This window comes from Bacillus cereus group sp. MYBK79-1, from assembly GCF_051915365.1.
Lineage (GTDB): Bacteria > Bacillota > Bacilli > Bacillales > Bacillaceae_G > Bacillus_A.
In genome coordinates this window covers 24,765-40,050 of sequence record NZ_JBQAEO010000018.1, presented here as the reverse complement: position 1 = coordinate 40,050, position 15,286 = coordinate 24,765, and the positions used below count along the sequence as shown (strand labels likewise).

Sequence of the window (15,286 nt, the reverse complement as noted above, 5' to 3'; positions counted from 1 at the left end):
CATTGGTAGATTACTGAATACCTTAAGGTGCATTAATCCGCTTATACGTGTAGAACCTCATGCTCATCGAGTCAATGTCCAATTTCCATTTTATCCGATTTTCAATGTTTATTCCAATATAAAAAGATAGCTATTTTTGTAGAAAACTAATTATCTCTCAAAATGAAAAATACGAGTTGAATTCTTATAACCTTATATATATTTATTCAGCTAACTTCTCCCCTGTAACAATCTGAAACAAAGTGGCCGCATTTTTTTCTTCTAATTGAGCGTACCGATTATCTCCCGAGATGATTTCCACTTTATCCTTATTAGGGCTTACCCAAATTTGATACAACACTGCTTTCGCCTCTATTTTCGGATTTTTAAATTGAAAAATAAAGTGATAATCCGGTGGACGAGACATTTCCACTTTTTTATTCTCAAAAGAAGTATCATTTAATATTTTCTTTACTTGCATCACTTCATTATTATCTGTCACTACCTTAAAATCTTTATATTCATTATCACCAATATTTTTTTGCACTTCGATTCTTTGCCCTTCATTTCCTACTACATTTGAACAGCCGGTTATTATGAGTATACAGATGCCAATAAAAACTAGAGACAAATTTCTAACTCTCATATGAATACCCTCTTTTCAATACAAAATATCTTCAATTGTAAAATAAAGGTAATTAATTTAAACTTAAAAATATAAAGTGAAACTTTAATCAGTGGGGGTTTTCTCCATCCTCCACTGATTATTAGTTGAACCAATCGGACTTTAATGGGCATTTGATCCCCCACCTAACTTCTTTGCTTTCGCTGAATTTTGAGGTGGGGATCTTACTGCCCATTAAAGCGGGATAAATAATAAAGAGAAAGGTGTGTCGTTCTATGCAGTTACAAACATACACTTGGAAAAGTTATGCATTTCTCATTGTAAGTATATTCGTTACTATTAATCTCTCTCTCTTCACACCTATTTTAGACCGAGTTGGAGTAGAATATGTCGTGCCTTTCGCCTACTTCATATTAGCTTCGGCTGTTATAGCAATCCTATTAGCGGTCATCTCTTTTTGTAGCCGAACTGAGAAAAAAATTTTAGCCATTATCGGGTTATGTTTTACTCTATTTAACACAGCGATTATTTTATTTTTCCTTTGGTTTGGTTACCATTTCACTTAAGTGAAAGATAAATAAACTCCATAAGCCACAAATGAAATTAATAGAATAGAAATGCCGAGTACCGTGTATATAATCCATTTTACATTTGAACTCATATACAGCCTCCTCTCAACCCCTAATAATTCCAGTATATAGCAAAAAGCATTGGATACCCAATGCTTTTTCACACTTACGCAAATAAAGATGTATTCGCATATAAAGCTGGTGAACCACCTGAATGTACGAATAAAATATTGTCTTCTTTATTAAATGTACCTTTTTTAATTAAGTCGATTAGTCCCGCTACCGCTTTACCTGTATACACTGGATCCAGTAAAATTCCTTCTGTTTTCGCAAGTAATTGAACTGCTTCCACCATTTCTGGCGTTGGCAACGCGTAACCTGGTCCTACATATTCATCAAAGCATGTAACAACTTCGCGCGGGATACAGTTTGGAATACCAACGTGAGCTGAAGTTTCCTCTACAAGTTTTGCTACTTTCTCTTCTTGTTCTGCTTTTCCTCTACTTACGTTGATTCCGATTACAGGGATGTTACTTTGCGTTCCAGCAAAACCAGTAATTAAACCAGCGTGCATACCAGCGCTACCACTTACGCAAACGACTGAACTGAAATCAATTCCTTGATCAAATGATTGCGCCATAATTTCTTGCGCACAAGCAACGTATCCCATTGCGCCAGTAGGATTTGACCCTCCAACTGGTATTACATATGGTGTACTACCTTTCTCACTTACTTCTTTCGCTACTTTATGCATCTCTTCCATAAGATCTGCTCCGTTTGGTACAACAATTACATTTTCAGCACCTAGTAAATGATATAAGAAATAGTTTCCGTTAAAGTCTGGCTTCTCTTCTGGCTCAAGCCCTTCTTCTAATACAAGAATACATTTCATTTTTTCTTTTACCGCAGCTGCAAGTGTTAGGCGGCAATGATTGGACTGAATACCACCAGCTGTAATTAACGTATCTGCACCTTTTGCCTGTGCATCTGCAACTAGAAACTCTAACTTTCTCGTTTTATTACCGCCAGCTGTTAAACCAAGTAAATCATCTCGTTTAAAGTAAATAGTCGGCCCACCAAGTGCCTCAGAAAAATTGTTTAATTTTTCAATTGGTGTATATGACTCTGTATATTTTTTTCTCGGGAATTTAGCTAAATTCATTCATAACGCTCCTTTGTACTTCTTTCACAATGTATGTAACGATACTATTATTACATGTAAAAATGATGAAGTCACCTTTCTGAGGTAAAAATGTATTGGAATTCGGTTTTGGTGGATGAAATTGTATTAAGGATTTTAAATTTAATACGGTACATGAAATTACATTAATGATTTTAATTTCGGTACATGAAATTTATATCGATGATTTTCAAATTATATCGACCGATACTTAAAATATATCAGCGATTTTTCAAATATATCGACTTACCGACCAAAACCGACAACATAAAAAGACCCACTCATTGAAAAGTGGGCCCTCTCCAATCACTTATTTGCCGAAAATCGAAGAAGCTGCGTTAATCCTGGTTCTAAATTCATTTCGCCTTTATGGCGTACGTATACAGTTTTGTTCCCAGCAAATTTTGGAGGGTTCCCTTTACTGTATGTGTACCACTCATTCGTTCCTTCTATGTTGTACTCCATATACTCTGTTGCACCAACAATTACATTTTTACTATCATCAGCTGTTACATCTGGTGCGATTTGTGCGACTTTCGCATCACTAATTAATAACTTCTTTATATCCTTATCACGTTTATAATCGTAAGCTGTTACAATTACATCGTTACCGTGCGCGTTTATTTGCAATCCTTGTTTAAACGAAGAACCATCTGGAGCATGGATCTCGCCGCCATTAGGACCAGCTGATCTCCAGCCTGTTTCAATACCGCCCGTATTTACAACTGTAAATCCTTTTTCATCTCCGCCTGCAATTTTCTTTTTACCAGCCCAGTCCGGTAAGTTTAAATCCCAATGCGAATGGCTCGTGAAAAAGACAACTTGCGGGTAATCTTTTAATATATCGTACAATTTATCCACGTCTAAATAGTCATTTAAATACGGTGCTTGTCTTGATCCAGATACAGAATCAGGTAAAACGTGATGAGAGAAAATAAAAATTGGCTTATTTTTATCTTTTTGACTGTACTCTTCTAAGTTTTGTTTCAACCAACCTAATTGTTCCTCACTTAAGTACACTTGATCTGACATTTTTGAATCATGGTATCTCATATATTTTTCTGTCCCTAAAAATAAAAGCGGATAACCATCTAACTCTTTTTTATGGTACACCTTTTCTTGTCCGCTAAATTTCAAATATCGATTAAATAATGTTTCTTCTGTTACACCATTTGGCCATGTACTTTGAGATAACTTTCCATCAGCTGTCCATTTTCCAGCGTAAAACTCATGATTCCCAATAGCCGACCATACATTTTCCGGATGCTTATTTTTGTTTAATACACGCTTCACATCATCATATTGTGACTGTTGTCCATCTGGCGTTATATCTCCATTCATAATAAGCGCTCTAGATAGCGGTGTCACTTTGTTCATATCTTTTAAGACGTGATCAAAATCCCCTAAATCCCCTTGAATGTCACTAATAACATTAAATGTTGTAGCTGATTTTTGGACTTGTTCTTTCCCTTCTGCATTCATAGAAAACGTTGGTAATAACACGGCGATAACGGCTAAAGAAGTAACTGCCTTTTTCATACACTTTTTCCTCCTTATATTAGAATATATAAACTGACATGTTCTGCTTTCTCTTAGATGCCTGCCCAATTCACATTATAAGGAGGGATTGTAAAGGTAGATGACGTTAATAATTAATTGTTTTTTAAGAGATTTTATCGTTTTTAATCTACCTCTTTAACTTTTCTTCATTTAATCCGAACAACTCTGGTAAAGTAAACTCCCCATCTTTCCTGATTAATACATCATCAAACCAAATTCCACCACCGCCATACTCTGGTCTTTGAATGTTTACTAAGTCCCAATGAATCGCTGACTTATTTCCGTTGTATGCACCTTGTAGCGAATCCCCAATCGCTAGATGGAAGCTACCATTTATTTTTTCATCAAATAACGTATTATTCATCGGGTGTAATATGTAGGGGTTAAAAGCTAGTGCAAATTCTCCCACATATCTTGCTCCCTCATCCGTATCAAGAATTCGATTTATTCGCTCTGTATCATTTGCATATGCCTCTATTATTTTCCCATGCTTCATATGTAACTTTATATTTTGAAACGCATAACCTTGTTGAACAGATACGGTGTTACATGTTATTACGCCATTCACTGAATCTTTGACAGGCGCTGTATATATTTCGCCATCCGGGATATTATCCGTACCATCCCCCTTTAAAACGCCTATTCCATCAATGGAAAACTTCAAATCCGTACCTTCTCCAATTATCCTCACTCGTTTTGTCTTTTCCATTAATTCTTTTAACGGCTCCATCGCTCTCGACATTTTATTGTAATCTAACGTACATATATCATAGTAGAATTTTTCATAAGCCTCCGTGCTCATATTCGCTTCTTGTGCAGAAGCCGCATTCGGAATACGAGTTGTCACCCATCTCGTTTTATACACTGCTTCACTATGAGCTTTTCCAAATGTCTTTTGATATAACTTCATTTTTTCTGCTGGTACATCTGCTAATTCATATGCATTTCTAGGACTACGGAGATTAATATACACTTGCATCTTACTTAATCGATAACACTCCCAATCTGCTAATAACTTAAATTGTTCTTCAGATCCTGATAAAATTAATTGCCTTGTTTGTAACAGAAACATCACGCATTGATACATGTGCATATCCACCTGCTTTTTCCACTGACTTAATAATTTCACGAACGACTATAGGATCTATTTCAGTAACACTTTGAATTAACACTTGGTCACCAGGCTGCACTTTCGTAGAATGATTGACTAACACATCTGCTAATTTAGATAATCCCCTCTTCATTACGCTCCTCACCCTTTCATTCCCGTTTCAAAACTTAGGAAAAAAGAGAAATACTCTCTTCAAGCATTTGATCGCTATAAGAATAAAAATACTTATAACTGCAACTATCCCATCGCGAACATTTAAACGAAAATATACGCTAATCCGAACTAGTGTCATTCAACTTCCTGTTGTTTCAGCGGTCACAATGAATTGAGAGACGTATCCTGCTTGAAATTGAATTTGTATTTGCCTAGGTGATTGATGTGCACTATCACTATTGTTCATATTGTCTGACCATCTCCAGGAGCTTGCTTTGTATTTGTTCGCGGACCACATGGGGGCGCTTCACGTTTGCCTCCATGCCCAAGCCGAGGAAAAAATGTACCGCCCATGGTGTATATGATGCGCTCATCTTTGTATGAATCGCGCCGGATCCGTCTTCATGCAGCTTAATACCCTCGGTTAACCATAATTCTGATCGGCATCGTCTCACACCCTCAGGCGTCAAATCCACCTCAAGATCCAACGTATCACTCTCATCCTTTCGCATGATCCACGTTTGAATGTGTTCCTCATCCATATTTAATTTCCTGCTTTGATCGGCCTCAAGCGAAAAATCCTTCACTCGGTCCACACGAAACACTCGATAATCTTCTGCCAAGAAACAATAAGCCTGGCAGTACCATAACCCATTCATCGTATATAACCCGAGTGGCTGAATCATCCTTTCTCGGCGGGAAGAAGCTTCGTATATAATAGTGACAACATACTGCTCCAATGCAGCTTCGAGCAGCTCCTTCAAGAAAAGAACTTCCATCTCATGTGGAGGTATCCAAAATATAAGTCGCTGTTGCATTTGTTCTATCTTTTGCTTTAGTTCACTCGAAAGAAAATGAAAAAACTTGTGCAAGGCGGTATCCACTTCATTTTTAAAAGGAAGGGACTTGTAATTGTGTAACGATTGACAGGCAAAAAACAATGCGATTGCCTCATGTTCAGTAAAACTAATAGGCGGCAGCACCTTCTCACTCAGAACACGATAACCGCCCCTAGGTCCTGCCTCGGAGTAGAGCGGCACACCTAGCTCACTCAGTTCCATCAAATCGCGAATCATCGTTCGGCGTGAAACACCGCATTCGTCTGCCATCTCCTGTATTGTAAACTTCTTTCGTTCATTGACCAGCATGATAAGTTGAATGAGTCGCTGAGCTTTGTGCATAGACTGTTCCCTCCATGTATTTTTCAAAAAAATAATAGTGTCATTACCTGGCACCATTATCCTGTATGCTTAATCTCGAAGTCAATATTTACATACCAAGGAGGAGTTGCAACATGGGAGATACATTTGCGGGCAAATATAATCTGGATTTTTTTAACCAATTTATAGACATCGTCAAACTTAAATATCCTACATTTGATTCAACAAAGTTTTTGAACTTAATTTACGATGATCGCTGGGAACAGAAACAATTAAAACAGCGTATCCGGCATATAAGCACCTCTTTGCAATTAACCCTTCCTGTGTCCTATAGTGACGCTTTAGAGGTCTTAGCCCAAATCGCTCCCCAATGTAAAGGAGTCGAATATTTGTTCTTTCCTGATTTCGTGGAAGTATACGGACTTGACGATTGGACAAATTCCATTCCTGCATTGGAACGATTCACTCCCTTTTCCAGCTCAGAGTTCGCCGTTCGTCCTTTTATTGTGCAAGATCCTGTTAGAATGATGGATCAGATGCTGCAGTGGGCAAGCCATCCCGATCATCACATCAGAAGGCTTGCCAGCGAAGGCTGTCGTCCTAGATTACCTTGGGCAATGGCCTTAAATATATTCAAAGCTGATCCGTCGCCAATTATGCCAGTATTAGAAAAACTCAAACGGGATTCATCTGTCTATGTGCAGAAAAGCGTTGCTAATAATCTAAACGATATTTCTAAGGATCATCCCGAAATGATCAAACAACTCGCCAGCAATTGGTACGGAGAGAGCTTGCAAACCGATTGGATTGTCAAACACGGCTGTCGCGGTTTGCTGCGAAAAGGTGATCCAGACATCCTTTCATTGTTCGGTTTTGGGATTTCACCGGATGTGACGGTAAGTGCTTTGTCACTGGACAAAGCGGCGCTAGCGATCGGCCAAACTCTCAACTTTTCTTTTTCAATCCGGGCCAACTCCTCTGTCCCCCAGCGGTTACGGGTCGAGTACGCGATTGATTTTGTCAAAGCGAATGGTACGACATCAAGAAAGTTATTCAAAATAACAGAACGCAACTACAACAAAGTAGAGCAGCCATACGTACGAAACCACCATTTCAAGGATTTGACGACCCGCAAACATTATCCGGGCAAACATAGGTTATCCGTAATCATAAATGGAAAAGAGCTAGCAGCAACGGATTTTCACGTTACCTCTATCATAGAGCACTCGTGAAGCTGGCTTTAATAATAGTTTTCCATCTTTTCCCTAAGAGCTTTTCAAGAAGGCCCTTGATGCAGATTACGGACAGGAGGAACTTGGTGCCTTTTATTAAAGTAATGCGATAGAATACTTCCAAACATCATAATGTGCAAAGAGGTCTTTCTCCATCACTATCAAGCTTTGAATTTGCACTACCTATAAAGCAAAAAGACGTTATCCATTCTTATAATTCTATAGAAAGGATAACGTCTTTTTACTATATCTTATTATAATGAGCAGCTCTCTCTTTCATCCGAACGATAGATATAAAATAAATCGTTAAAAATATAATGCATAAATTCCATAACGTAGGTATTGCAGCTATACTCAAATAAAGTGAAACTTTAATCAGTGGGGGTTTTCTTCATCCCCCACTGATTATTAGTTGAACCAATCGGACTTTTATGGGCAGTTGATCCCCCACCTAACTTCTTTGCTTCCCTTGAATTTTGAGGTGGGGGTCTTACTGCCCATTAAAGCGGGATAAAGAGTTCCTGGTAACATCCAAATGCTACAAATAATCATGAAAACCTTATGCCTTGCCACTGCCGCAATTACTGCTAGAAAAGAAGGAAATAAGAACATGAAAAATACAGTGATATATACTCCCTTATCAAGCTCTTGTTTGCTATAAGGATTGAAATATAGAAAAACAATTGAAAGGATAAAGATACTTATAGCAGCTACTAGTCCTATATAATTTTTCATCATTCCCCGCCTTCCAATAGCTATGTACTTAATACTTTCCATTCCTGCTATCTATATCTTCCGCTCCATACAGAACTCTCTTTGGGTTCACAACAATTAAAACAACTGCAACTACTAAATAAAAAATCGCGTTATACATAATTAGATCGATTAAGTTCCCGTTTATGATGCCAATAAAGAAATTAAAGAATTGATGGATGATAATCGGGATAATTAAATTCTGATTTAAATTGTAAAATGCAGTCATAACGATTTTTATAGATATGATGGAGATCATAAAAAATATAATATATTTAATTAGATCAATTCCCACAAATCCTGTAGTAAACCATATAGGTAGGTGCCACATTCCCCACCAAAAACCAATAATTAGCGAAGCTTTTAATGGTGAATATTTCTTTTGAAGTTCAATTTGTGCAAAGCCTCTCCATCCTAGTTCTTCTCCCAATGGCCCCGCAAGAAAGTTTTTAACAAAGAAATAGATTAGCATTCCCCATGTAGTGACAGTAAAAATAGAGTCTACTTCACTATTTTTAGACACGACACATAAAATCATTAAAAATATGAAAGTTTGAATCACACTCACAATAAGTATTACAGAAACTTTAAGTTTATTTTTGAACTTGTCTTTTACAAATTGTATAAAGCTCTGCCCTGGATAGATTTTTTTAAATAGTACGGCAAAAGCAAAAGTTGAAGACCAAGACGATATACAAAACATTATATCAAAAACCCATGCTGGAAATCCTAGCATACTTATAGCTCCTACAAGCAAAAAAAGTGGCAGAAAAATGATATTGGTTAGTACAATAAAACTCGCTATTGGTTTTTTTAGTTCCTTTTCCCTATTCATGCACAATCCCCATTTCAAACTAAGTATTTCGTAAATATAATAGTATTTATACTTACGGATACTTTCAGCTTAAACCTGGGGGTTACTCACAGGTCAATACATGTCTGCACTATTTTACAGGTGCATAAATTTCTAAAAATATACGCTCAAGTTCATCTTCATATGTGGTAAGTAATATATTTATATACACTAGCCCCAAAAGTTCATGCCCTTGTTCTATCTCTGCTTTTCTTAAACTGGATTCCACATTATGGTCGATACTTTCCCCACCAGTTGCCCACCTTCCATCTTCAATAACTGTATAAATACATTTTGGATGCGATAGAATTTCACCTTCTAAATCTTTATCAAAGTCCTCTACCTTTCTTACAATTATAAATTTATCTTCTATAATACCTTCTTCGTTGAAATTTATAACTCTTCGTAAAGATGTTAAAGTAACTGCTTTTTTTAAACTATCCGTATTCTTTTTCAAAGATTCAAATTCATCATACGCAGTAAAATGCTCTATTTTTCCGTTTACTTCTAAAGGCTTCATGTCTTTTACTACGTATTTCCCTAAGAATTGCTTTATTTTTTCGCAATCTTCTTTTAGAATTTGAAGCTTTTTTAAAAGAAGTTTTTTATATTCTATCTCCTCTAAAACTTCTTGTTCTTTCTCTTCCAACAATGATTTTATTCCCTCTATACTCTTACTTTTTCTTAATTCCTGAATTTTTTTTATTTCGATATCCATTTCCCTATAGAAATTGACCGTTGTTATATCATATATATCAAAATGATTATATTTTCTATATCCATTCTCAATATTTTGCTTCGGCTTGACCAAACCTTTTTCCTCATAAAACTTCAAAGTATCTCTAGATACATCTAAAAATTTAGCAACCTGTCCAATTGTGTACATTACGTTCTCCTTTACCATTGCTACTTTACTTTTACATTCATACTACATATTCTTTAAACCAGCGAATTCCCCTTCCAATAACCATTCACTTACACCAACTCACTCTCTTATTTTTCATAAAAAAAGACACAGAGATTTCTCCCCATGCCTATTTATAGCTTTAAAAGTTAACTACTGAATATTTTTATTGCGCTCTAATTGGTTTTGAACTCCTAACATATCAATTTGAATCCAATACTCTGCAATTTTCCCATCTTCTACTCTATACACTGCACTTGCTATTTGAATGATTGGAAGTCCTGTAGGTTCATATCCATCGATTTCTCCTACATGCATACCTACTTGTTTCCAACGTACATATACTTTACTTTCTTGTACTAAAAATTCTTGAATTTCTAAAGAAAAATTACCGTATACGTCAATCATCTCTCTTACATGTTCAGCATAATCTTCAGGTGTTCTACAAACTGTTTGTTCTTCTTCAGATACAATTTGATGTGCCAATACTTTTTCTGCCATTAATTGATTTGAATAGTCAGGATTATTCCCCGAACGTACTTCATCAAAAAATTCTCTAACAATTTGTTCTGGCGTCATTTAAAAACCCCCTTATTAAGAAATCCAATACTAATCATATCATAGTGTATTTTAATCTACCTATTAAAGTAAACTGATTCATTTGTACAATAAATATACACAAGTTTTCGAATTATTTACCCATTCTTTTTTGAGCAGTATTAGTATCTTGAGATACTGGTATATGTTCGGTAGCTCTAGATAAACCTGTTTTTGGCATATTAACATAGATTGCTTCAGAAGCACCTTTTTCTATTTGATATGTTTCGTGAAAAACACCGACACTCCCATTATCTTTAATCTTATTATTGTATGATTTCCAAGCATTTGAATGATTTTTTCCGTGGGCATAGTTTACTAATTCATCGAATCCCTTCCAGTATTGAATTAAGATCACCTTTCTCCAACTAAAGAAGAATTCTGTATGTAAGAAACCCCATTGTGGGTTTTGATACAATTCTTTAATCATAGGTCCCATAGCATTAAAAACTGGTATCCACTTCCAAAATTTTAATAGGTTATTAATACGCATACCAATAATAAAAACAACAAACTCTTGATCCTTGCTATTGGCTATATGTCTGCCGTTAAAGATTTTAGCTCCCACTTTACTCCCCCTTTTTTACTGAACATAAATTATGTAAATCTCCCAAGTAAACCATAACACTTTTCCATGAATTTTCCAATTGGTTCAACATAAAAGAAATCGTGCATCTTGCTAAAGTTTTATCCCCTACTTCCAACTAAGAGAATTACATAATGATAGATTATTATGCAAATACTTCCTCTAGACATCGTACATGGTATATAATGATGTAATAATCTATTTTTAAATGCTCAATTTTACACAATAGAGTGTATTCATAGGAAAGAGGTACAAAAATATGAAAACAAAACAAACAATTGCTGCGTCTACACTAGCTTTAGCAATGATTGCTGGCGCGAACTCTGCTCATGCGGAAGTAACTGATGCTACTCCTCAGCAAAGTACGGGAGATCGATTAGCTGAAATTAAGCAACATAGACAAGAGTTAGATGCGAAATTGCAGCAGCATAAAGAAAATGTGGATCAAAAGTTGAATGAACTTAACCAGGTTAAGGAAAATGTTGATACGAAGGTGAATGAACTACACGAGCGTAAACAAGTTGCTGATGAAAAAATTAACGAAATAAAGCAACGTAAAGAAGAGTTAGATGCAAAACTTCAGCAAGACAAACAAATTGCCGAAGATAAAATCGCTGAAATGAAAGAGCATAAAAAACAAGTAGAAGACAAAGTTGCTGAAGTGAAAGAACATAAGCAAAATATCGATAACAAAGTGAATGAGATTAAAGAACATAAACAAACTGTCGATGAAAAAGTGAATGAAATTAAGCAACATAAAGAGAACATCGACCAAAAGGTTAATGAACTTAAGGAAGTTAAAAAACAAGTAGATGAAAAATTAGCTGAGTTAAAGAAAGCGAAACAAACTGCTGAGGACAAACTTGCTGAGCTAAAAGAAAATAAGCCGAATACTGAGAACACGTTAGAGGAACTTAAGAAAATTAAAGGCAATTTAGATAGTCTTTCCGCTAACTTAGAACTAGCGAAACAAGATGTAAAAAACAAACTTGCTGAATTACAAAAAGCTAGAGAAGATTTACTAAATAAAATTAACGAAGTGAAGCAATCGAAACAAACTGTTTTAGACGATTTAACAAAGAAAAAACAAGAATTAGATATTAAAATAAACGACTTTAAACATACTGAGAAAAAAATTGATGACAAATTAGCTGAGGCCCATACTACGAAGCAAAATGTAGATAACAAAATTAATGAAGTATCTCAATCAAAACAAATAGAAACAAAGACTGGTACTACAAACACAAACAATAACGCTAGAGAACTTCCTAACGCTGGTAGTGAGCAATCAAACAATATGGCTTTAGGTATGTTATCTGTATTAGGCGGGGTTTTATTAGTAACACGAAATAAACTTAAATCATTATTCTCAAAATAAGGCACTTATAATTATATTTTATAAAAAGGACAACCACACATTTATGTGCTATTGTCCTTTTTTCTTTATATTAGCTGTCCATCTCTAAGCGTCAATATACGATCACATACGTCAAGCATTCTTTCATCATGCGTAATCATAATTGCTGCTTTTTGACTTTCTTTCACTTCACGTTTCATCATTTCAACGACTTCACGTGCGCGTTTTGAGTCTAAGCTTGCAGTTGGTTCATCCGCTAATATTAAATCAGGATTGTTCATGAACGCGCGCGCGATTGCTACCCTTTGCTTTTCTCCACCAGATAATTGATTTGGATAATGACTTTTTCTTTCTCCTAATCCAAATGCCACTAATAAATGATCCGCACGCTTTTCTGAGTCTTGTTTACTTTCTTTTTTTAGCTTTGCAATGTAAAGTAATTGTTCTTTTACATTTAAATATGGAACGAGATTTGCGAACTGGAAAATGAAGCCGATTTTTTTCAAACGAATGTCTGTCATTTCCTTTTCTGATAACTTCGTAATATTTTGCTCACGAATGTAAATATCCCCTTTTGACGGTGATAATAATGCACCCGCGATTGATAATAACGTACTTTTCCCTGATCCAGAAGGACCGACGATTCCGATAAACTCTCCAGCTTTCACATCAAGCGACATCGGATGAAGGGCTGTTACTTCCGTATTCCCTTCTCCGTACACTTTACTTACTTTGTCTAATTTTAATAATGAAGTCATTACATCCCGCCTCCAATTGCTTCTAATGCATCAACTTTTAATACTTGGTATAACGAAATAAGTGTTCCTAAAATACTAATTACGATAAAGATTGCTGCGTATTGTGCAATCATCGGTGTTGTTAATAAGAACGGCATACCAGCTGGTAAAATTTGTTCTAATCCTTGTACAAGAACAATACTGATTACCATCGCAACAACTGATAAGAATAACGCCTGCACGACTAAACTATTTGCTAAATAAGAATTCTTTGTACCGATTGCTTTTAATACACCTAATTGCTGTGTTTTTTGCAGTGTAATGACGTAGAAGAATACACCGATTAGTAACGCTGCGATAACAAGTAAGAATGCAATGATCATCGTTAATGTTCCTTGCTCTTCTTTAAATCCTGGAATACTTTGCAGTACTTCTTTTTTGTCGATAACATGCGCATTTTTAATTTCTTTATCTGTATTCAGTGCAATTGCACTATAATCTTTTTGGTTTGGTTGTGAAATAGATCCCCATACGTCTTCATTTACATAGACGACTGGTGTATGGCTAAACATTTGATCTTTCGTAAATCCAACGATTGTAAATTCTTTCTTTGAAACAGGATCGATAATTGTATCTCCAATATCGATTCCTTTTTCTTTAATAGATTCATCAGCAACCATTTCGTTGTTTGCTGTACCTAATTTCTCACCTTTTACAATGTTCGGTTCTAAAAATGAATCACGTTCACTTGAGAAAATAGCAACATCCACGTTTTTCGAACTATCTTTCTTTTCATACGTTGAAACTTTCACGCGAAATGGAACGGCCTCTTTCTCGCCTACTTGATTTACTACGTTATCTACATCGTCTTGCTTAATTTGTGAACGAAGTAATTTATTTTCCGCATCATCCGCTAGTACAAATTTATTTGCCTCCATATTTTGAATCGATGAAGCATTATCATAAGATAGTCCATTTGCTAATCCTGAAATTACAAGGACTAAAAATGATAATAACACCATAATCAATCCGATTAATCCGTATCTTAATTTTGATTGTTTTAATTCACGCAGAGCTAAAAACATTTCGCTCGCTCCTTCCTCTTTCTTTCTATGCACTAATCATAAAAAAGAAATATGAACGGAATATGAACAGAAGATTACAGAGGGAAAGATTCAATTTTCAGAAAGTATTGAAAATAATTAAAATCCTTGATACAATTCAGTCAAATAATCTTGACCGAGTAATTTTATTTAAGGAGTTGATCATTTTGAAGCCCATGTTAACACTCACTACTTATAGCCAACTAAAAGCAATAAGCGATCCACTACGTGTCGAAATGATGATGCGTCTATGCGAACGTCCTTATACAGGACAATTACTATCTGAGAAATTCGGCATTCCAAGGGCGAAAATTCATTATCATTTAAAAGAATTAGAAAAGAATGGTTTTATAGAAATTGTTTATACAGAAGAAAAGAATGGCATCATTCAAAAGTTTTATCAATCTGTCGCTAGAGGCTTCACCCCTGCCGCGGACCTATTACCTCATTTAGAAATGTTAAGCGAATCAGGTCGCCAAATCTTTTTACAAATGACGGAACGAACGAAAAACCATATTCTCGCTGCACCAGAAGAAGCTTTCACATTACGAAAAGTAAGCGAAGATCCAGCTGAGTGGAATTACGTTTCATCTTGCTGGGAGTTTGATGCCACGCCAGAACAATTTCAAGTGTGGGTGAAAAAGTTTCATGAATTAATGGCTGAATTAAACGATATCGCAAAAGATGCGGATAAAGATCCAAACAGTAAATCTTATTACATTTCTACTACTGCACTGCAAATCGACGAGCGAGCAATGCAGCGATTTGTGAAAAAAGAAGAAAAATCGTAATACGATTTTTTTTACAGCAACGGTCAAATTTATTTT

At 35.6% G+C, this 15,286-nt stretch carries 15 protein-coding genes and 1 pseudogene; 4 read left to right on the top strand and 12 right to left on the bottom strand.

Features of this window, described 5'->3' with window-relative positions; translation table 11 throughout:
• Positions 1-202 precede the first annotated feature (202 nt).
• The gene (locus tag ACTFOB_RS22200; protein WP_440029384.1) at positions 203-625 is read right to left on the bottom strand and encodes a hypothetical protein; all 423 of its coding nucleotides are present in this window, start codon (positions 623-625) and stop codon (positions 203-205) included.
• A 254-nt stretch (positions 626-879) separates the two neighbouring features.
• On the opposite strand from ACTFOB_RS22200, the gene ACTFOB_RS22195 reads away from it, so the two are divergent.
• Positions 880-1,170: a hypothetical protein gene (locus ACTFOB_RS22195; protein ID WP_440029385.1), complete on the top strand. Its 291-nt coding sequence runs from the start codon at positions 880-882 to the stop codon at positions 1,168-1,170.
• A gap of 169 nt (positions 1,171-1,339) precedes the next feature.
• Here ACTFOB_RS22195 and ACTFOB_RS22190 read toward each other — a convergent pair whose 3' ends face one another.
• From ACTFOB_RS22190 to ACTFOB_RS22175, 4 genes and pseudogenes are all read right to left on the bottom strand, one after another.
• Complete coding sequence (locus tag ACTFOB_RS22190; RefSeq protein WP_440029387.1) at positions 1,340-2,335, bottom strand: D-cysteine desulfhydrase; 996 nt, start codon at positions 2,333-2,335, stop codon at positions 1,340-1,342.
• A 324-nt stretch (positions 2,336-2,659) separates the two neighbouring features.
• Positions 2,660-3,892, bottom strand: a complete 1,233-nt coding sequence (locus tag ACTFOB_RS22185) for a DUF4073 domain-containing protein (RefSeq protein WP_440029388.1) — start codon at positions 3,890-3,892, stop codon at positions 2,660-2,662.
• 148 nt (positions 3,893-4,040) lie between these two features.
• Positions 4,041-5,157 (bottom strand): annotated as a pseudogene (locus ACTFOB_RS22180) (aminopeptidase).
• A 256-nt stretch (positions 5,158-5,413) separates the two neighbouring features.
• Positions 5,414-6,358 (bottom strand): helix-turn-helix transcriptional regulator, encoded by a 945-nt coding sequence (locus tag ACTFOB_RS22175; protein WP_440029389.1) that lies wholly within the window; start codon positions 6,356-6,358, stop codon positions 5,414-5,416.
• A gap of 113 nt (positions 6,359-6,471) precedes the next feature.
• On the opposite strand from ACTFOB_RS22175, the gene ACTFOB_RS22170 reads away from it, so the two are divergent.
• Positions 6,472-7,569, top strand: coding sequence for a DNA alkylation repair protein (locus ACTFOB_RS22170; RefSeq protein WP_440029391.1), 1,098 nt, complete (start codon positions 6,472-6,474; stop codon positions 7,567-7,569).
• 429 nt (positions 7,570-7,998) lie between these two features.
• On the opposite strand, the gene ACTFOB_RS22165 is transcribed toward ACTFOB_RS22170, so the two are convergent.
• From ACTFOB_RS22165 to ACTFOB_RS22145, 5 genes are all read right to left on the bottom strand, one after another.
• The gene (locus ACTFOB_RS22165; RefSeq protein WP_440029423.1) at positions 7,999-8,304 is read right to left on the bottom strand and encodes a hypothetical protein; all 306 of its coding nucleotides are present in this window, start codon (positions 8,302-8,304) and stop codon (positions 7,999-8,001) included.
• Between the two features lie 28 nt (positions 8,305-8,332).
• Positions 8,333-9,157 (bottom strand): lysostaphin resistance A-like protein, encoded by an 825-nt coding sequence (locus tag ACTFOB_RS22160; RefSeq protein WP_440029392.1) that lies wholly within the window; start codon positions 9,155-9,157, stop codon positions 8,333-8,335.
• Between the two features lie 109 nt (positions 9,158-9,266).
• On the bottom strand, positions 9,267-10,061 hold the full coding sequence (locus tag ACTFOB_RS22155) for a MerR family transcriptional regulator (RefSeq protein ID WP_440029394.1): 795 nt from the start codon (positions 10,059-10,061) through the stop codon (positions 9,267-9,269).
• 171 nt (positions 10,062-10,232) lie between these two features.
• On the bottom strand, positions 10,233-10,658 hold the full coding sequence (locus ACTFOB_RS22150; protein WP_440029396.1) for an ester cyclase: 426 nt from the start codon (positions 10,656-10,658) through the stop codon (positions 10,233-10,235).
• 112 nt (positions 10,659-10,770) lie between these two features.
• Positions 10,771-11,244: a DUF4188 domain-containing protein gene (locus ACTFOB_RS22145; protein WP_440029398.1), complete on the bottom strand. Its 474-nt coding sequence runs from the start codon at positions 11,242-11,244 to the stop codon at positions 10,771-10,773.
• Between the two features lie 277 nt (positions 11,245-11,521).
• Between ACTFOB_RS22145 and ACTFOB_RS22140 the strand changes: the two genes are divergently transcribed.
• The gene (locus tag ACTFOB_RS22140) at positions 11,522-12,640 is read left to right on the top strand and encodes an LPXTG cell wall anchor domain-containing protein (protein ID WP_440029400.1); all 1,119 of its coding nucleotides are present in this window, start codon (positions 11,522-11,524) and stop codon (positions 12,638-12,640) included.
• 65 nt (positions 12,641-12,705) lie between these two features.
• Here the strand turns inward: ACTFOB_RS22140 and ACTFOB_RS22135 are convergent, their stop codons facing one another.
• Together ACTFOB_RS22135 and ACTFOB_RS22130 are read right to left on the bottom strand one after the other, a co-directional pair.
• Positions 12,706-13,377 carry an ABC transporter ATP-binding protein gene (locus ACTFOB_RS22135; protein WP_440029402.1) on the bottom strand — a complete coding sequence of 224 codons (672 nt, stop codon included), beginning with the start codon at positions 13,375-13,377 and terminating at the stop codon, positions 12,706-12,708.
• Positions 13,377-14,441: an ABC transporter permease gene (locus ACTFOB_RS22130; protein WP_440029404.1), complete on the bottom strand. Its 1,065-nt coding sequence runs from the start codon at positions 14,439-14,441 to the stop codon at positions 13,377-13,379. Before ACTFOB_RS22130 ends, ACTFOB_RS22135 begins: the two co-directional genes overlap by 1 nt.
• Before the next feature lie 185 nt (positions 14,442-14,626).
• Between ACTFOB_RS22130 and ACTFOB_RS22125 the strand changes: the two genes are divergently transcribed.
• Positions 14,627-15,250 (top strand): ArsR/SmtB family transcription factor, encoded by a 624-nt coding sequence (locus tag ACTFOB_RS22125; RefSeq protein WP_440029406.1) that lies wholly within the window; start codon positions 14,627-14,629, stop codon positions 15,248-15,250.
• Positions 15,251-15,286: the final 36 nt, after the last annotated feature.